At 71.1% G+C, this 19,769-nt stretch carries 6 protein-coding genes; 4 read left to right on the top strand and 2 right to left on the bottom strand.

Translation table 11 applies throughout. From position 1 onward, the window contains the following. Window positions 1-33: 33 nt before the first annotated feature. Entirely contained in the window at window positions 34-540 is a 507-nt protein-coding gene (locus tag H7H31_RS00590; protein ID WP_187064420.1) for a metallophosphoesterase family protein, read from the bottom strand. A 117-nt stretch (window positions 541-657) separates the two neighbouring features. Here H7H31_RS00590 and H7H31_RS00595 point away from each other — a divergent pair, with 117 nt between their 5' ends. Then, the gene (locus H7H31_RS00595) at window positions 658-1,119 is read left to right on the top strand and encodes a GNAT family N-acetyltransferase (protein ID WP_187064421.1); all 462 of its coding nucleotides are present in this window, start codon (window positions 658-660) and stop codon (window positions 1,117-1,119) included. Between the two features lie 96 nt (window positions 1,120-1,215). Here H7H31_RS00595 and H7H31_RS00600 read toward each other — a convergent pair whose 3' ends face one another. Next, the gene (locus tag H7H31_RS00600; protein ID WP_187064422.1) at window positions 1,216-2,679 is read right to left on the bottom strand and encodes a M28 family peptidase; all 1,464 of its coding nucleotides are present in this window, start codon (window positions 2,677-2,679) and stop codon (window positions 1,216-1,218) included. Between the two features lie 421 nt (window positions 2,680-3,100). Between H7H31_RS00600 and H7H31_RS00605 the strand changes: the two genes are divergently transcribed. From H7H31_RS00605 to H7H31_RS00615, 3 genes are all read left to right on the top strand, one after another. Then, window positions 3,101-3,883, top strand: coding sequence for a thioesterase II family protein (locus H7H31_RS00605; RefSeq protein WP_187064423.1), 783 nt, complete (start codon window positions 3,101-3,103; stop codon window positions 3,881-3,883). Window positions 3,884-4,208: 325 nt separating this feature from the next. Then, on the top strand, window positions 4,209-4,874 hold the full coding sequence (locus tag H7H31_RS00610; protein ID WP_187064424.1) for a DUF1579 family protein: 666 nt from the start codon (window positions 4,209-4,211) through the stop codon (window positions 4,872-4,874). A gap of 372 nt (window positions 4,875-5,246) precedes the next feature. Beyond that, complete coding sequence (locus H7H31_RS00615; protein WP_187117705.1) at window positions 5,247-19,757, top strand: type I polyketide synthase; 14,511 nt, start codon at window positions 5,247-5,249, stop codon at window positions 19,755-19,757. The last annotated feature ends 12 nt before the right edge of the window (window positions 19,758-19,769 follow it).

Here is a 19,769-nt window from a genome sequence, read left to right on the forward strand (position 1 = left end):
CCACCCGAGGCGGGCGCGGGCACGCGCTCGGTGCTACCGGTTCCTGGGGAGACGGTGCAGCTCCACGTCGGTGAGCCGGCCCGCCGCCGCGGTCGCCGTCAGGTAGGTGCAGTACGGCTGTCGTCGTCGATCGGTCGGTGAGCCCGGGTTGAGCAACCGCAGCCGACCGTCCGGACTCACGGTGTCCCACGGGATGTGGCTGTGCCCGAAGACCAGCACGTCGAGGTCGGGAAAGCGCTCGGCGCAGCGGCGCTCGCGCCCCTGGGCCGGCCCGGTCTCGTGCACCACCCCGAACCGCAACCCGCCGAGTTCCGCGTACGCCACCTCGGGCAGCCGCTCCCGCAGCGCCGGCCCGTCGTTGTTGCCCCAGACGCCGATCAGCCGCTCGGCCCGCTCCTCCAACAGGTCGAGCGTCGCGACGTCGACCCAGTCCCCCGCGTGGATGACGACGTCCGCCCGTTCCACCTCAGCGAGCAGCGGCGGCGGCAGCGCCTTGGCGCGGCGGGGCAGATGGGTGTCCGAGGTCAGCAACAGTCGCACCCGAGCACCGTAGCCGGCCCGCGCCCCCACACCGAGCAGCCGACCCCCGCGCCGCGCCCGCCCGTTCGCGACGGGTCGCCCTCGGAGTCGCCCGTCGCGCCCGCGTAGGGTGCGGCCATGGCTGGCTCACCCCATCTGCGGGAGATCACTCCGGACAACATCGAGGCCGCGCTCGGCCTGCGGGTTCGCCCCGACCAGGAGCGTCTGGTGGCCCCGGTGGTGAAGTCCCTCGCCGAGGCGTACGTCCATCCCGGCATCGCCTGGCCTCGGCTCATCTGCGCGGGGGACGAGGCCGTCGGCTTCCTCATGGGCTTCTTCGACGTGGACTGGACCGGCGACGGCACGGACCTGCGCTCCGGGCTCTGGCGGCTCAACATATCGGCCAACCAGCAGGGGCGGGGGTACGGGCGCTTCGCGGTGGAGTCCGTGGCCGCCGAGGTCCGGCGTCGCGGCGGCACCCGCGTGACGACCACCTGGCACCCCGGGGCGGACGGACCGGCGGCCTTCTACCTGGGGCTCGGCTTCCGTCCCACCGGCGAGACCAGCGGGGACCAGACGGTGGGAGTGCTGGAGCTGTGACCTCGCTGAGCGACGCCGCCACCGTACGACGTACCACCCCGCGCGGCGCTCGGAGCGCCGGCGCGGGGTGGTGACCCGTTCGCGGGAACGCGGCTGTCAGCTCTCCGGCGCCGCCGCGTCGGCCTCGCTCGGGGTGGCCGCCGCCGCGTTCTCCAGCGGGACGCGCAGGGTGTCCGGGTCGCAGCCGACGGTGCCGGCGATGATGCGGGCCGCCGCCTTGGAGAGCGGCACCAGGCTCGGCTCGTCCACCTTGTCGGGGGTGTCCCGCGGGTCGAAGATGTAGATCGGGGTGCAGATGTACTGCACGAGCGGGACGCCCGTGTAGTAGAAGTACGCGCCGTCCGTCGCCGGGTTGGGGGCGAGCGCGGTCGGGGACAGCAGCCAGGAGCGCTTGATGTCCTCCGCGGCGAGCGAGTCGAGGACCAGGTGCTCCAGCGCGGGCGCCTGGGTCGCGAACCACCAGCGCACCTCGGGGTCGTCGCTGGCAACGACCTCTCCGTCGATCACGTCTGCGCGGCGGGCGACGTGCTCCAGGTGCATCTCCAGGACGACCTTCGGGAACAGCTCCTGGTGGTCCGCGATGAACGCCTGGGTTCCCGCCGCCCCGGCCATGTGGCCGGACGTCAGCAGGAACAGCATGTTGTGCGGGCGCAGTTCCCGCGGCACCGAGGCCCAGAACCTGGCCTGCGCCAGGACGAGTGAGACGCCGGAGGCGTCCTCGACCGCCGAGGCCCACGGGCCGTCGTGGTGCGAGCCGATGATCACCCAGTGATCGGAGGCGCCGGGCAGGGTGCCGACGACGTTGTGGGTGGTCTCCTCGGTGAGGGTGGCGTCGGAGACGATGCGGCCCTCGCACTCACCGGAGGCCATCAGCTCGCGGACCTTGCGGCCGTCGTTGCCGCTGAGCCAGATGCCGGGGATGGGGCGCCGCTCCGCGTCGTAGGGCCAGTAGAAGTCGCTGGTCTCCCAGGGCACGCCGGTCAGCAGGCCGACGTAGGCCGTGGCGCCGTTCTTGGCCGCCACGTCGAAGTCGAGCACGTGCGGCAGGTCGAAGGGCACGGTCTGCACGAGCTCGGGCAGCACGCCCTCCGGGTCGTACGAGTCCGTGGCGCGCTCGGCCATCTGCGACTGCGGCACCTGCGAGAAGGTGATCTCCTGAACCGCGATCCCGCCGCTCACCTCGCCGTCCTCCATGCGCGCCAGCCGCCCCTCGGTCCCCTCGGTGGGGGTCGAGTACGGCAGGGCCAGGCCGGAGAAGCGGGTGACCTCGTCGGGCTTGCCGGTGGGCCAGATCTCGAAGTGCGCGGACTTGGGGCGCCAGATGGGGGTGTTCAGCGGTTCGAGCCGGACGTCCTCGAGCCCCGTCTGCCGGAACTGTTCGGCGGCCCATTCCTCGATCCAGCTATCGGCGGGATATCCGGCCCGTCGAATTCCCTGGTTGTAGATGTCCTCGATCCAGCCCATCATCTCCCGCGAGGTGGGCGCCTGCTCGAAATACTTCTCCACCGCGGACCAGTTGCTCGTGAGAGAGGACTCCCCAACTCCGTCAACCTCGCCCATCATCATCCTCCTTGTCACGAACATCCACTGGAAAGCACCGGCACCACGCACGCTGCCGAGCGCGCCGACTCCGCGTTCGGCTCATGGTGCGCGATGCGACTAAAGCTGAACTAAGGCGGCTGGGCTGCCCGAAAAGGCCCTGGACGCAAAGGAGTCGGTGCTACGTTTCAGATGGGACCACTCCATGGAAAGTGCGGCGCACCGCCGCGTGAGGAGCGCGGAGGGGTGCGCAATACGCCAAAGGCGGCGCGCACGCTTTCGAACAACGACGAATGGGAGGCGGGCCAGGCGCCCGCTCCCGTCGCGGAAGCTGGTGCTGGACCGGAAGCGCCACCAGAACCGGAACCAGAACCGAAAGCGAGGGTCGGCGGAGCGTCGACCGGCAGGCGAGGCCGAGCGGCCGAAGGGATGGCACAGCGCGATGACAGCACCGACGACCGACCCGCGGACCTGGATCAGGCAATTCCACCCGGCGGCGGACGACGCCGTTCGACTCGTGTGCTTTCCGCACGCGGGTGGCTCGGCGAGCTTCTACTTCCCGGTCTCGGCGCGGCTCTCCCCCGCCGTGGACGTACGCGCCGTGCAGTACCCGGGGCGGCAGGACCGCCGTGCCGAGCCCACCATCGACGACCTGCACCGACTGGCCGACGCGCTCGTTCCCGCACTGCGCCCGCTGGCCGACCGTCCGTTGGCGTTCTTCGGACACAGCATGGGTGCGGTCGTCGCGTACGAGGTGGCCCTGCGGCTGGCCGCGGCCGGTGCGCCGCCGCTGGTCAGGCTGTTCGTCTCGGGGCGGCGGGCGCCCTCGCGGGTGCGCGCCGAGTCGGTGCACGAGCGGGACGACCAGGGGATCGTGGCCGAACTTCAGCGGTTGAGCGGGACGGACGCGGGGCTGTTGGACGATCCGGAGACGCGGGCGATGATCCTGCCCGCGATCCGTGGCGACTACCGCGCCATCGAGACCTACCGCGTCACCCCGGGCTCCACGGTGCACGCCCCGCTCAGCGTGCTCGTCGGCGACAGCGACCCGCAGGTGACACTGGACGAGGCAAGGGCCTGGTCCGAGCACACCACCGGCCCGGTTGATCTGCGCGTCTTTCCTGGCGGGCACTTCTATCTCAGCGAGCGCAGCGGCGAGGTCATCCGGCTCGTCGCGGACGAGTTGGCCAACGCGGCGCGGCCCGACGCGACGCCGCGCACCTGACGTACGCCCCGGCCCCGTACGCTCCCGCCGACGACACGCGTACGCCACCCGCCCGCCGGCCGCGCCATCCGGTCTGGGCCTCGGGGCCCGCGCTCTCGGGCCAGGGCCCGCGGCAGCGCATGGTTCGCGCCACGCCTTAGCCCACCTTTAGCGTCGACGCGAACGATGGGCGGCACCTGCCTGCCCGGAGGGTGGCGCACACGGCCGGTCCGGACGCCCAGCCCGCAGCGGTTTCGGCGCCCGGCAACCACCGCGTCGCCGCGCCGGCCGGTGGGCCGCCCGCTGCGTGAGCCGCGGGTCACCGTACGAATCGCAGGAGTTGAGTGTGAGTACCCAGAAACCAGAGGGGCGGGAGCGGCGCAGGCTGGTCCCGGTGCGGTGGCGAGGCGCACCGCTCGGCATAGCGGGCGCGTCGGCCCTGGGCCTGGCCCTGTTCGCCGTGGCACCGGTGGGCGCGGAGCCGGCCCCCCGGAGCGCGGCCGACTCCGCGTCGCAGCACACCAGGCCGCACAAGCCGCGCACCCTGCCCGCGCCTCCGCAGATCCGGGGCCTTGACTTCCTGCTCGGCACGTTCACGTGCGACTACGCGCCGCCGCCCGGCTCCAAGCCGGCGACGATGACCATGACCACGAAGCGTGCCATGGGCGGGCACTACCTCTACACCGACGCCAGGATGCAGCCCGGTGACGTGGTCGGCCGAGCGACGTTCGGCTGGGACCCGGTGGCGAAGAAGTTCATCAACCAGTACCACGACAACTGGGGAAGCAACGGGAATTACGCCGCCGCTCCCTGGAAGGACGGGCACCTCATCTTCACCGGCTCACTCAGCCAGGTGGTGAAGCCCGACCCCAGCGGGGAGACCACGGGCGTCCCGATCAGCCTGCACGACGATTACCAGGTGGTGAACAAGAACCACTTCACCAACCATCAGACCATGACATTCTCGGATGGCACGGTTTTGAAGGGCACGTACGACTGTCGCCGCGCATAAACCGCTGCGGCGCTTTGTGAGGCGTACCGGTCCGGCCACCCCATAACGGCCGGTCCGGTACGCCGCGTTGTGCGTCCGGACCGTATGCGCATTGCGTGCGGTGGCCGAAACGCGCGCAGATCGACTTATGGGGTCGGCCGGCCGCGCGTTGTCGTGGCAGGGCGCGTAATCGGCGCGTCGCTGGATTAGGTCGACTTTAGGGTCGTCCACGACGCTGGCAACCAGGCGGGGCCAGCGAACGAAGCCCAGCACGATCTTCTGGATTGGGCGAAGCCGCCCTTCTCCTCACCCACAGCCGTTCGCACCTGGTGCCCGTCGTGTTCAGCGAAAGCAGGCCGCCGGTGATCGCCGAGGGAAGTGGGTACGCCGCCAATGGCGAACAATGAAGAGAAACTTCTCGACTACCTCAAGCGCGTGACGGCGGATCTGCGACAGACCCAGCGCCGCCTCAAGGACGTGGAGTCCGCCAGCCACGAACCGGTGGCGATCGTGGGCATGGCCTGCCGCTTCCCGGGCGGTGTGCGCTCCCCCGAGGAGCTGTGGGAGCTGGTGGCCGAGGGTCGGGACGCCGTCTCGGAGGTGCCGACCGACCGTAACTGGGACCTCGACCACTTCTACGACCCCGACCCGGAGCACCCGGGCACCAGCTACGCGCGCGAGGGTGGGTTCCTGGACGACCCGGCCGGGTTCGACGCCGCGTTCTTCGGCATCAGCCCCCGCGAGGCCCTGGGCATGGCGCCGCAGCAGCGGTTGGCGCTTGAGGCATCGTGGGAGGCCATCGAGCACGCCGGGATCAACCCCGAGTCGCTGCGCGGCAGCCAGACCGGCACGTTCATCGGCTGCGACCACCTGGACTACGTCTCGGACGAGTCGCAGGTCCCCGAGGGTTCGGCCGGGTACTTCACCATCGGCAACTCGGCGAGCGTCGTCTCCGGTCGCGTCGCCTACACGCTGGGGCTTGAGGGCGCCGCCGTCACGGTGGACACGGCGTGCTCCTCGTCGCTTGTGGCCATGCACCTGGCCTGCCAGGCGATCCGGCAGGGTGAGTGCGACATGGCGCTGGCGGGCGGGGCGGCCGTCATGTCGTCCACGGCGCCGTTCATCGGCTTCAGCGAGCTGCGCGGGCTGGCTCCCGACGGCCGGTCCAAGCCGTTCTCCCAGAGCGCCGACGGCATCTCGATGGCCGAGGGCGTCGGCGTGCTGCTGCTGGAGCGGCTGTCGGACGCGCGGCGCAACGGGCACCAGGTGCTCGCGGTCATCCGGGGCACGGCGGTCAACCAAGACGGCGCGAGCAACGGCCTGACCGCACCGAACGGACCCGCACAGCAGCGCGTGATCCGGCAGGCGCTGGCCAACGCCCGACTCACGGCGGCCGACGTGGACGCGGTGGAGGCGCACGGCACCGGCACCGCGCTCGGCGACCCGATCGAGGCGCAGGCCCTGCTCGCCACGTACGGCCAGGACCGGCCCGAAGACCGGCCGCTGTGGCTGGGCTCCATCAAGTCGAACATCGGGCACTCGCAGATGGCGGCGGGTGCGGCCGGCGTCATCAAGATGGTGCTGGCGATGCGGCACCAGACGCTGCCGGCCTCGCTCCACATCGGCCAGCCGACGCAGCACGTCGACTGGTCGTCGGGGGCCATCCAACTCCTGACCGAGGCGGTCGCCTGGCCAGAGGCGGACCGCCCGCGCCGGGCGGGCGTGTCCTCGTTCGGCATCAGCGGCACCAACGCCCACGTGGTCCTGGAACAGGCCCCGCTGGCGGCGGAGTTCCCACCCGACGACCTCGACGCGGCGGACGGCGAGCCGGCCGGAGACCGGGCGGCCGACGCGGAACCCGCGGCGGTGACGGCCGAGCCGGCCGCCGGGCCCGCGGTGGGCGGGCCCGTGCCCTGGCTCGTTTCGGCCCGTAGCGCGGCGGCACTGCGCGGGCAGGCCAAGGCCCTGGCCGAACGCGTCACGGCCGACCCCGACCTGTCACCCTTGGACGTCGGCTGGTCACTGGCCACCACCCGCACGCTCTTCGAGCACCGGGCCGTTGTCGTGGGTGAGGACCGCGATGCGCTCCTGGCCAGCCTGCACGCGCTCGCCGAGGGCGACACCCACCCCGCGCTCATCACGCCCACCCCCCGGCCCACCACCGGCGACACGGTGTTCCTGTTCAGTGGCCAGGGCAGCCAGCGCCCGGGCATGGGACGCGAACTCTACGACCGCTTCCCCGTCTACGCCCAAACCTTCGACCAGGTCTGCGACCTCCTCGACCCCCACCTGGACCACCCCCTACGGGAGGTGGTCTTCACCGGCGGACCCGACGACCTGCTGAACCACACCACCTACGCACAGGCGGGACTGTTCGCCCTCCAGGTCGCCATGGCACGACTGCTGGAGACGCTGGGCGTACGACCAGACGCGGTAATCGGACACTCCATCGGCGAAGTCGCCGCGGCCCACATCGCCGGCATCCTCAACCTCCCCGACGCCTGCCACCTGGTGGCTCAGCGGGCCACCCTCATGGGCAGCCTCCCGCCCGGTGGCGCCATGGCCACCCTCAACGCCACCCCGGAAGAACTCCAACCCCACCTCACCGCGTACGAGAATCAGGTCAGCATCGCGGCCCTGAACACCCCGGGGAACACGGTCATCTCCGGGCCCACCGAAGCCGTCGAGACCATCCGCACCCACTGGGCCGAACAAGGACGCAAAGCACGGTCCCTGACCGTCAGCCATGCCTTCCACTCAGCCCAGATGGACCCCATCCTCGACGCCTTCACCCAAGCCCTCAGCACGTTGACCTTCCACGCGCCCACCATCCCCCTGATCAGCAACCTCACCGGTCAACCCGCTGACCCGGACTTCATCACCACCCCCACCTACTGGGCCCAACACATCCGCCAACCCGTCCACTTCCACCAAGCCATCACCCACACCGCCCCCACCACCCACACCTACCTCGAACTCGGACCCGACCCCACCCTCACCACCGCCACCCAACACACCCTCCACCACCTCCAAACCCACCCCACCACCCAGCCCACCCACAGCCCCGATGGCCAGGCCACCGGGGACGCAGCGGAGGTCGTGGCTGAGGCGGGGCACTCTGAGGGTGAGGCGGGGCAGGAGCGGCCCGAGCCGCTGGTGGTGGCGGCCCTCCAGCGCAAGCAGGGTGACGTGCACGCGTTCACGCGCGCGCTGGCCCAACTCCACGCGGCGGGCGCGCCGTTGAACTGGTCCGGTTGGTTCCCGGCCGACCCGGCGCCGCGGGTGGTCGGGCTGCCGACGTACGCCTTCCAGCACCAGCGGTTCTGGCTGGAGTCCCCGGTGCCGCGACGTGCGGGCGGTGCCGGGGTGGATGCCGCGGAGAGCCAGTTGTGGCACGCGATCGAGGAACTGGACGTCGAGGCGCTCTCCAGCACTCTCAAGCTGGACCAGGGCAGTCCGGGCTTCGACGCGCTGCTGCCCGCGCTGCCGGTGTTGTCCGCCTGGCGGCGGCAGCACCGTGAGCGGTCCGTGGTGGATTCCTGGCGTTACGAGGTCAGGTGGAAGCGGCTCGCCGACGCGGCTCCGGCCGCACTGTCTGGCGCCTGGCTGCTGGTGGTGCCCGCCGGGTTCGCGGACCATCCTGCCGTACAGACCGCCACGCAGGCCCTGACGGGGCACGGTGTCAGCGCCGTTGACCACCTGGTGGTGGAGGCGGGCGGCGCGGATCGTTCGGGGTTGGCCGGCGAGATCGGAGAGCGGGTAGCGGGTGGCCAACCAGCCGGCGTACTGAGCCTGTTGGCCCTTGACGAAACGGCTCACCCGGCACACCCTGGCGTGCCGGCCGGGTTGGCGGCGACCATCGCGTTGGTGCGGGCGCTCGGGGACGCGGCGGTGTCGGCTCCGCTGTGGTGCCTGACGCAGGGCGCGGTGGCCACCGGCGCCGCTGACCCGCTCCCCCACCCGAGGCAGGCGCAGGTGTGGGGGCTCGGGCGAGTCGCGGCCCTGGAGCACGCCGATCGCTGGGGCGGGCTCATCGACCTCCCGACGACCATCGATCACCACACCGCACGCCATCTCGCCACCCTCCTCGCACCGGGTCAGGCCGAGGACCAGGCGGCCATCCGTGGCGCGGTGTTCGCACGCCGGCTTCGCCAGGCGCCCGGAGCCGCCGACGATGCCCCCTGGCGGCCCGCCGGCACCACCCTGATCACCGGCGGCACGGGGGGCCTCGGGGCCCGGGTCGCCCGCTGGCTCGCCGAGAACGGCGCGCCACGGCTGCTGCTGGCCAGCCGCAGCGGACCGGACGCCGCCGGGGCCGGCGAACTCGCCGCGCAGCTCACGGCCCTCGGCGCGGCGGTCGACATCGTCTCCTGTGACGTCGCGGACCGTGACCAGCTCCAACGCCTGCTCGCCGACATCCCCACGGACCAGCCGCTGTCCGCCGTCGTGCACACGGCCGGCGTCCTGGAGGTGGACACGCTCGCGGAGCTGGACCTGGCGGCGTTGGACCGGACCCTCGACGCCAAGGCCGTGGCCGCGGCACACCTGCACGAGCTGACCCGTGACCTGGACCTGAGCGCGTTCGTGCTGTTCTCGTCCAACGCGGCCACCTGGGGCAGCGGGCGGCAGGCCGGGTACGCCGCCGCCAACGCCTACCTCGACGCCCTGGCCGAACACCGCCGCGCCCACGGCCTGCCCGCCACCAGCATCGCCTGGGGCCCGTGGGGTGGCACCGGGATGGCCGCCGACGAGGCCGGGATCGCCTACCTCAAGCGGCGTGGCCTCTCCCCGCTCGACCCGCATCTCGGCATCGCGTCGCTCCAGGCCGCGCTGGGACGCGGCGACACGACCATCACGGTGGCCGACGTCGACTGGGAGAGGTTCACCACCGGGTTCACGGCCCAGCGGCCGAGCCCCCTGCTGAGTGACGTGGCCCCCGTGGCGCCGGCGGTGGCCGAAGCCGTGGACGCCATGGCCGCCAGCCCGCTGCGGCAGCAACTCGCGGAGGGGACGCCGGCCGGCCAGCACCGGGTCCTGCTGGAGCACGTGCAACGCCATGCCGCGACGATCCTCGGGCATGCGAGCCCGGACGCGGTCTCCCCCACGGTGCCCTTCCAGGAGCTCGGGTTCGACTCGATCACCGCCGTCGAGCTGCGCAACCAGCTCGCCACGAGCACCGGCATCACCATCGCGCCGACGCTGGTCTTCGACCACCCGACCCCGCACGCCGTCGCGACGTACCTGCGCGGTCAGCTCACCGGGCAGCGCGCGACGGCCGCCGCACGGCCGGCGAGTGTGGTCGGCAGCGACGAGCCGATCGCCATCGTCGGCATGGCCTGCCGGTATCCCGGTGGTGTCCGCTCCCCGCGGGACCTGTGGGAGCTGGTCGTCGAGGGCCGGGACGCCATCGCGGGCATGCCGACCGACCGGAACTGGGACCTCGACGCCCTGTTCCACCCCGACCCGGAGCACCTGGGCACCAGCTACGCCAACGAGGGCGGGTTCCTCTACGAGGCGGCCGAGTTCGACGCGGCCTTCTTCGGGATCAGCCCGCGCGAGGCGCTGGCCATGGACCCGCAACAACGACTGCTCCTCGAAACAGCCTGGGAGACCTTCGAGAGCGCCGGCCTCGATCGCGAAGCGCTCAACGGCAGCGACACAGGCGTGTTCGCCGGGGGTACGTTCCAGGGTTACGGGGCCACCGGCACCGCCTCCGCGCAGGAGGTCGAGGGGTACCTGTTGGCGGGCGGCACGCCAAGCGTGCTGTCCGGCCGGCTCGCGTACTCCTTCGGGCTTGAGGGCCCGGCGATGACGGTGGACACGGCGTGCTCGTCGTCGCTGGTGGCCATGCACCTCGCGGCCCAGGCCCTGCGCCAGGGTGAGTGCGGCCTGGCCCTCGCCGGCGGCGTCACCGTCATGGCCACGCCCACGACGTTCGTGGAGTTCTCCCGTCAGCGCGGCCTGGCCGCCGACGGGCGCTGCAAGCCGTTCGCCGCCGCCGCCGACGGCACCGGCTGGGGCGAGGGCGCGGGCCTGGTGCTGCTGGAGCGGCTGTCGGACGCGCGACGCAACGGTCGCCGGGTCCTCGCGGTGCTGCGCGGCTCGGCGATCAACCAGGACGGTACGAGCAACGGGCTGACGGCGCCGAACGGCCCGTCGCAGCAGCGCGTCATCGGCCAGGCGCTGGCCAACGCCCGGCTCTCTCCCGCCGAGGTGGACGTGGTAGAGGCGCACGGCACCGGTACGACCCTGGGCGATCCGATCGAGGCACAGGCCCTGCTCGCGACGTACGGCCAGGACCGGCCCGAGGGCCAGCCGCTGTTGCTGGGTTCCATCAAGTCCAACATCGGGCACACCCAGGCCGCCTCCGGGGTGGCGGGTGTCATCAAGATGGTCGAGGCCATGCGGCACGGGGTGCTGCCCGCCTCGCTGCACATCGACGCGCCGACGCCGCACGTCGACTGGGACGCGGGCGAGGTGCGGCTGCTGACCGAGCGGGCCGCGTGGCCGCAGGCCGACCGTCCGCGCCGGGCCGGCGTCTCTTCGTTCGGCATCAGCGGCACCAACGCGCACCTGATCCTGGAGCAGCCGCCGGCCGCGCTGGAACCGGCCCCGGTCGCGTCACCCGCGCCCGTCACGGCCGAGTCGGCCACCGGGTCCGCGGTGGGCGGGCCCGTGCCCTGGCTCGTTTCGGCCCGTAGCGCGGCGGCACTGCGCGGGCAGGCCAAGGCCCTGGCCGAACGCGTCACGGCCGACCCCGACCTGTCGCCCCTGGACATCGGCTGGTCACTGGCCACCACCCGGGCCCACTTCGAACACCGAGCCGTCGCCGTCGGCGAGAACCACGAACAACTGCTGGCCGCCCTCACCGCACTGGCCAACGGCGAGACCCACCCCCACCTCACCCACCCGGACACGGAAGCCACCGCCGGTACGGGTGACACGGTGTTCCTGTTCAGTGGCCAGGGCAGCCAGCGCCCAGGCATGGGGCGCGAGCTGTACGACCGCTTCCCCGTCTACGCCCAAACCTTCGACCAGGTCTGCGACCTCCTCAACCCCTACCTGGGCCACCCCCTGCGGGAGGTGGTCTTCACCGGCGGACCTGACGATCTGCTGGACCACACCATCTACGCACAGGCGGGCCTGTTCGCGCTCCAGGTCGCCATGGCACGACTGCTGGAGACGCTGGGCGTACGACCGGACGCGGTGATCGGGCACTCTATCGGTGAGGTCGCCGCAGCCCACATCGCCGGCATCCTCGACCTCCCCGACGCCTGCCACCTGGTGGCTCAGCGGGCCACCCTCATGGGCAGCCTCCCGCCCGGCGGCGCCATGGCCACCCTCAACGCCACCCCCGAAGAACTCCAACCCCACCTCACCGCGTACGAGAATCAGGTCAGCATCGCGGCCCTGAACACCCCGGGGAACACGGTCATCTCCGGGCCCACCGAAGCCGTCGAAACCATCCGCACCCACTGGGCCGAACAAGGACGCAAAGCACGGTCCCTGACCGTCAGCCATGCCTTCCACTCACCCCAGATGGACCCCATCCTCGACGCCTTCACCCAAGCCCTCAGCACCCTCACCTTCCACGCGCCCACCATCCCGCTCATCAGCAACCTCACCGGCCAACCCGCCGACCCGGACTTCATCACCACCCCCACCTACTGGGCCCAACACATCCGCCAACCCGTCCACTTCCACCAAGCCATCACCCACACCGCCCCCACCACCCACACCTACCTCGAACTCGGACCCGACCCCACCCTCACCACCGCCACCCAACACACCCTCCACCACCTCCAGAGCCTCACCGTCGATGACGAGGACGCCGAGCGGCCCGCGGTGGTGGTCGCCGCGACGCTGTCCCGTAAGAAGCCCGAGGCGCAGGCGTTCGCCCAGGCGCTGGGGGCACTGCACGCCCATGGCGTACGGGTGGACTGGACGGGCTGGTTCCCGGTGAGCCCGGCGCCTCGGGTGGTGGAGCTGCCGACGTACGCCTTCCAGCACCAGCGGTTCTGGCTGGCCGCGGCCGACCCGGTCGAAGCCGTGGGTGGGGCTGGGCAGAGTGCGGCCGAGGTGGAGCTGTGGGACGCGGTGGAGCGCGGGGACCTGGCGGCGCTGGCCAGGACGCTGGACTCGCCCGAAGAGCAGCGACCGATGCTCGATGCCGTGCTGCCGACGCTGTCGGCCTGGCGACGGCAGCACCGCGAGCGGTCGGTCATCGACTCCTGGCGGTACCGGGCCGTGTGGACGCCGATCACGGATCTGCCCCCAGCCGCGTTGCACGGCTCGTGGCTGCTCGTGGTGCCTGTTGGCTTCGAGGAGCACCCAGTCACGCACATCGCCACCCAGGCCCTGTCCGGGTACGGCGCCAGTGTGATGCGCTACCTCGTGACGGGCACGAGCGAGCGCGACGAAGTGACCGACGGGCTCGATGAGTTGGCCGTGAGCGTGACGTTCTCCGGCGTGGTGAGTTTGTTGGCGTTGGACGAGAACCCCCACCCCGACTACCCCGCCGTACCCACCGGACTCGCCACCACCACCACCCTCATCCAAGCACTGAACAACACCACCATCACCGCACCCCTATGGACCCTCACCCAAGGAGCCACCACCACCCACACCACCGACCCACTCCCCAACCCCCACCAAGCACACACCTGGGGACTCACACGCGTCGCAGCCCTCGAACACCCCCACCACATCGCCGGACTCATCGACCTCCCTACCAACCCCAACCACCACACCACCCACCACCTCGCCACCCTCCTCACCCAAACCCCCAACCAAACACACCCCACCCACGACCAAACAGCCATCCGCAACACACCCCTCACCCGCCGCCTCCACCACACACCCACCCCCACCCCAACCCCCAACAACACACCCCCCACACCCTGGAAACCCACCGGAACCACCCTCATCACCGGCGGCACCGGCGCCCTCGCCACCCACATCACCCGCTGGCTCGCCCACCAAAACGCACCCCACATCATCCTCACCAGCCGCACCGGACCCAACGCACCCCACACCCAAACCCTCACCCAGGAACTCAACCACCTCAACACCACCATCACCATCACCACCTGCGACATCACCAACCGCAACCAACTCCAACAACTCCTCAACACCATCCCCACCCACCAACCACTCACCACCATCATCCACACCGCAGGGGCGACGGACACCGAGTACATCGCTGACCTGGGACTGGATCGGTTGCAGCACGTGTTGCGACCCAAGGCGCTCGGCGCACTGCATTTGCACGAGCTGACGCGAGAGATGAGCAGCCTCAGCGCCTTCGTCCTCTTCTCCTCCGGCGCCGCCACCTGGGGCGGCAGCCACCAGGGTGCCTACGCCGCCGCCAACACCTACCTCGACGCCCTCGCCGAACACCGCCGCGCCCACGGCCTCCCCGCCACCAGCATCGCCTGGGGCCCGTGGGGTGAGGCCGGCATGGCGGCCGACGACACGGCGGTCGACTTCTACAGCCGCCGCGGCATGAACCCGCTGCCCCCTGAGCTGGCCGTCAAGGCCCTGCACCAGGCACTCACCCACAACGACACCACCATCACCATCGCCGACATCGACTGGCACAAGTTCCCCGCCAGCTTCACCGCCCAACGCCCCAGTCCCCTGCTGGCCGACCTCACCCCAGCCGACACGGCCGACACGCCCGGTGACCAGCCCGCTTCCGCCGGCAGCGCCCTGGCACGGCAGCTCGCCGACACGCCACCGAGCGAGCAACAGCAGGTGCTCGTCCAGCACGTGCAAGCGCTGGCCGCGGCCATCCTGGGACACCCGCACGCGGAGGCCATCCCGGCGGCCCAGCCGTTCCAGGAGATGGGGTTCGACTCGTTGACGGCCGTCGAGCTGAGGAACCAGCTCGCCAGCTCCACCGGCCTCAACCTGCCCCCCTCACTCGTCTTCGACCACCCGACGCCGACTGCCCTCGCCCGGTACCTGCGGGCCGAACTCACCGGGCGCCAGGAGGCGGCGGACGCGCCGGCGGTCACGGCGGTGGCACAGGACGAGCCGATCGCGATCGTGGGCATGGCCTGCCGTTACCCGGGTGACGTCGACACTCCGCAGGGGCTGTGGGATCTCGTGATGGCACAGCGGGACGCCATCAGCGAGATGCCGACCAACCGCAACTGGGACCTGGGGGCCCTCTTCCACCCGGACCCCGACCACCAGGGCACCAGCTACGTACGCGAGGGTGGCTTCCTGCACGACGCGCCCGAGTTCGACGCGGCCTTCTTCGGGATCAGCCCGCGCGAGGCGCTGGCCATGGACCCGCAACAACGACTGTTGCTGGAAACAGCCTGGGAGACCTTCGAGAGCGCCGGCCTCGACCGCGAAGCGCTCAACGGCAGCGACACGGGCGTGTTCGCCGGTGTGACGTCACAGGACTACCTGTCGCTGACCGGCGACACGGCCAGCGACGTCGAGGGATACGTGGCCACGGGCAACATCGGCAGCGTCGTCTCGGGGCGCGTCGCGTACTCCTTCGGGCTTGAGGGCCCGGCGATGACGGTGGACACCGCGTGCTCGTCGTCGCTGGTGGCCATGCACCTCGCGGCCCAGGCCCTGCGCCAGGGTGAGTGCAGTCTGGCCCTCGCCGGTGGCGTCACCGTCATGGCCACGCCCGGTGCCTTCATCGAGTTCTCGCGGCAGCGCGGGCTGGCGGCCAACGCCCGGTGCAAACCGTTCGCGGACGCCGCCGACGGCATGGTGTGGGGCGAGGGCGCGGGCCTGGTGCTGCTGGAGCGGCTGTCGGACGCGCGACGCAACGGTCGCCGGGTCCTCGCGGTGGTACGTGGCTCCGCCGTCAACCAGGACGGTACGAGCAACGGGCTCTCCGCACCGAACGGCCCGTCGCAGCAGCGGGTGATCCGGCAGGCGCTGGCCAACGCGCGGCTTGCCGCGTCCGACGTGGACGCGGTGGAGGCGCACGGCACCGGCACCACGCTCGGCGATCCGATCGAGGCACAGGCCCTCCTCGCGACGTACGGCCAGGACCGGCCCGACGACCGGCCGCTGTTGCTGGGTTCCATCAAGTCCAACATCGGACACACCCAGGCCGCCGCCGGCGTCGCCAGCGTCATCAAGATGGTGCAGGCCATGCGCCACGGCGTACTGCCCGCCTCGCTCCACATCGACGCGCCGTCCACGAAGGTGGACTGGGGTCTCGGGGACGTCCGCCTGCTCGCCGAGCCAACCGCCTGGCCCCAGGCGGACCGCCCGCGCCGGGCCGGTGTCTCCTCGTTCGGCATCAGCGGCACCAACGCGCACCTGATCCTGGAGCAACCGCCGCAGCCACCCGAGCCGGCCCGGCACCAGGTGGGTGGCGCCGTGCCGTGGCTGGTGTCGGCCCGCGGTGACGCGGCGCTGCGCGGACAGGCCAAGGCCCTGGCCGAACGCGTCACGGCCGACCCCGACCTGTCACCCGTCGACGTCGGCTGGACGCTCCTCACCGCACGTACGTCGTTCGAGCACCGGGCCGTGGTGGTGGGCGAGGACCGCGAGGAGCTGCTCGCCGGGCTCACCGCGCTGGCCCACGGCGAGACTCACCGCGCACTGGTCAGCCCCGCGCCAGCGACCACGACCACTGGTACGGGTGACACGGTGTTCCTCTTCAGCGGCCAGGGCAGTCAGCGCCCGGGCATGGGACGCGAGCTGTACGACCGCTTCCCCGTCTACGCCGAGACCTTCGACCAGGTCTGCGACCTCCTCGACCCCCACCTGGACCACTCCCTACGGGATGCGGTCTTCACCGGTGGGCCTGACGATCTGCTGAACCACACCACCTATGCGCAGGCGGGCCTGTTCGCGCTCCAGGTCGCGATGGCACGACTGCTGGAGACGCTGGGCGTACGACCAGACGCGGTGATCGGGCACTCCATCGGCGAAGTCGCCGCAGCCCACATCGCCGGCATCCTCGACCTCCCCGATGCCTGCCACCTGGTGGCTCAGCGCGCCACCCTCATGGGCAGCCTCCCGCCCGGTGGCGCCATGGCCACCCTCAACGCCACCCCCGAAGAACTCCAACCCCGCCTCGACCAACACCAAGGCCAAGTCAGCATCGCGGCCATGAACACCCCCGGCAACACCGTCATTTCAGGGCCCACCGAAGCCGTCGAGACTATCCGCACCCACTGGGCCGAACAAGGACGCAAAGCACGGTCCCTGACCGTCAGCCACGCCTTCCACTCACCCCAGATGGACCCCATCCTCGACGCCTTCACCCAAGCTCTCAGCACGCTGACCTTCCACGCGCCCACCATCCCGCTGATCAGCAACCTCACCGGCCAACCCGCCGACCCGGACTTCATCACCACCCCCACCTACTGGGCCCAACACATCCGCCGACCCGTCCACTTCCACCAAGCCATCACCCACACCGCCCCCACCACCCACACCTACCTCGAACTCGGACCCGACCCCACCCTCACCACCGCCACCCAACACACCCTCCACCACCTCGCCACCGAGGCGGAGCCGGCGCTCGGGGCCCAGCCGCTGACCATCGCGACGCTGTCCCGCAAGCAGTCGGACGTGCAGGGCTTCGGGCGTGCGCTGGGGCAGTTGCACGCGAGCGGGTTGGGGGTGGAATGGGCCGAGTGGTTCCCGGCCGCTCCGCAGCCACGGGTGGTCGCGCTGCCGACGTACGCCTTCCAGCGGCAGCGGTTCTGGGTCGAGCCGCCGGCGCCACGAGCGGGCGGCGGACACGGTGGGGATGTGGTCGAGGAGCGGCTGTGGCAGGCGATCGAGGAGCTTGACGTTGACACGTTGAGCAGCACCCTGAACGTGCAGCGGGACAGTCCCACCGTCGAGGCCCTGATGCCCGCGCTCCCCGTGCTCTCCACCTGGCGGCGTGAGCACCGTGAGCAGTCGGCCATCGGCTCCTGGCGGTACGGCATCACTTGGGAGCCGATCCCGGAATCCACTTCCCCTGTCCTGGCCGGTCCGTGGTTGCTGGTGCTGCCGGCGGGATACGAGGAGCATCCGGCCGTACGGCTGGCACGCGAGGCGCTGGACGACCACGGGGCGTTGCGTACCGATGTGGTGATCGACTGTGCGGTGGCCGAACGGCAGGTGGTCGCCGAACAGTTGGAGCGGGCGGCTGATTCCGCGGGGTCGCTGGACGGCGTGGTGAGTTTGTTGGCGTTGGACGAGAACCCCCACCCCGACTACCCCGCCGTGCCCACCGGACTCGCCACCACCACCACCCTCATCCAAGCACTCAACAACACCACCATCACCGCACCCCTATGGACCCTCACCCAAGGAGCCACCACCACCCACACCACCGACCCACTCCCCAACCCCCACCAAGCACACACCTGGGGACTCGCACGCGTCGCAGCCCTCGAACACCCCCACCAAATCGCCGGACTCATCGACCTCCCCACCAACCCCAACCACCACACCACCCACCACCTCGCCACCCTCCTCACCCAAACCCCCAACCAAACACACCCCACCCACGACCAAACAGCCATCCGCAACACACCCCTCACCCGCCGCCTCCACCACACACCCACCCCCTCAACCCCCACACCCACACCCTGGAAACCCACCGGAACCACCCTCATCACCGGCGGCACCGGCGCCCTCGCCACCCACATCACCCGCTGGCTCGCCCACCAAAACGCACCCCACATCATCCTCACCAGCCGCACCGGACCCAACGCACCCCACACCCAAACCCTCACCCAAGAACTCAACCACCTCAACACCACCATCACCATCACCACCTGCGACATCACCAACCGCAACCAACTCCAACAACTCCTCAACACCATCCCCACCCACCAACCACTCACCACCATCATCCACACCGCGGGGATCGCGGAGAACACACCGTTCGAGGAGTTGGACCTGCCGCACCTCGACGCCGTGTTGCGGCCGAAGTCCCTGGGGGCCCTGCACCTTCACGAGTTGACGCGGGAGATGAAGGACGTCAGCGCGTTCGTCCTCTTCTCCTCCGGCGCCGCCACCTGGGGCGGCAGCCGCCAAGGTGCCTACGCCGCCGCCAACACCTACCTCGACGCCCTCGCCGAACACCGCCGCGCCCACGGCCTCCCCGCCACCAGCATCGCCTGGGCTCCCTGGGCGGAATCCGGCATGGCGGCGGACGACGCCGCCAGCGCGTACTACAGCCGCCGTGGCATGAACCCGCTGCCTCCTGAGCTGGCCGTCAAGGCCCTACACCAGGCACTCACCCACAACGACACCACCATCACCATCGCCGACATCGACTGGCACAAGTTCCCCGCCAGCTTCACCGCCCAACGCCCCAGCCCCCTCCTCGCCCACCTCACCCCCGCCCCCGCCGCGACGGCCGAGGTGACCAGCGGCCAACCCGTCGCGACCAGCGCCCTGGCACAACAGCTCGCCGACAGCACGCCGGGCCAACAGCAGCAGATCGTGCTGCACCACATCCAGACCACGGCCGCGCAGATCCTCGGCCACGCCAGCATCGACGCCGTCCCGGCCACCCAGCCCTTCCAGGACCTCGGGTTCGACTCGCTGACGGCGGTGGAACTCCGGAACCAGCTCGCCAGCTCCACGGGGCTCGACCTGACCCCGGCGCTCATTTTCGACCACCCCACGCCCAAGGAGCTGGCCGACTTCCTCCGCGAGCAGCTCGCCGACGAGGACGTGGCGTCCGAGGGCCGGTTGCTGACGGAGCTCGACCGCTGGGACGCGGCGTCCGAATCGGCCGACGTGGACGAGGCCGCCAGGCGGCGCATCACCGGCCGGCTGCAACTGCTGCTGGCGAAGTGGAGCGACACCGGGCGGGAGACGGACCGCTCGGCGGCACACAGCGATCTGGAGGCCGCGTCCGCGGAAGACATTTTCGACCTCATCTCCGACGAGTTCGGAAAGTCGTGAGCCCGATGACCC

This window comes from Streptomyces buecherae (assembly GCF_014295035.1).
Classification (GTDB): domain Bacteria; phylum Actinomycetota; class Actinomycetes; order Streptomycetales; family Streptomycetaceae; genus Streptomyces; species Streptomyces youssoufiensis.

Excerpts from the sequence above, each read along its gene's own strand:
- H7H31_RS00615 (WP_187117705.1), top strand. The coding sequence starts at position 5,247 with ATGGCGAACAATGAAGAGAAACTTCTCGACTACCTCAAGCGCGTGACG.
- H7H31_RS00605 (WP_187064423.1), top strand. The coding sequence starts at position 3,101 with ATGACAGCACCGACGACCGACCCGCGGACCTGGATCAGGCAATTCCAC.
- H7H31_RS00600 (WP_187064422.1), bottom strand. The coding sequence starts at position 2,679 with ATGGGCGAGGTTGACGGAGTTGGGGAGTCCTCTCTCACGAGCAACTGG.
- H7H31_RS00595 (WP_187064421.1), top strand. The coding sequence starts at position 658 with ATGGCTGGCTCACCCCATCTGCGGGAGATCACTCCGGACAACATCGAG.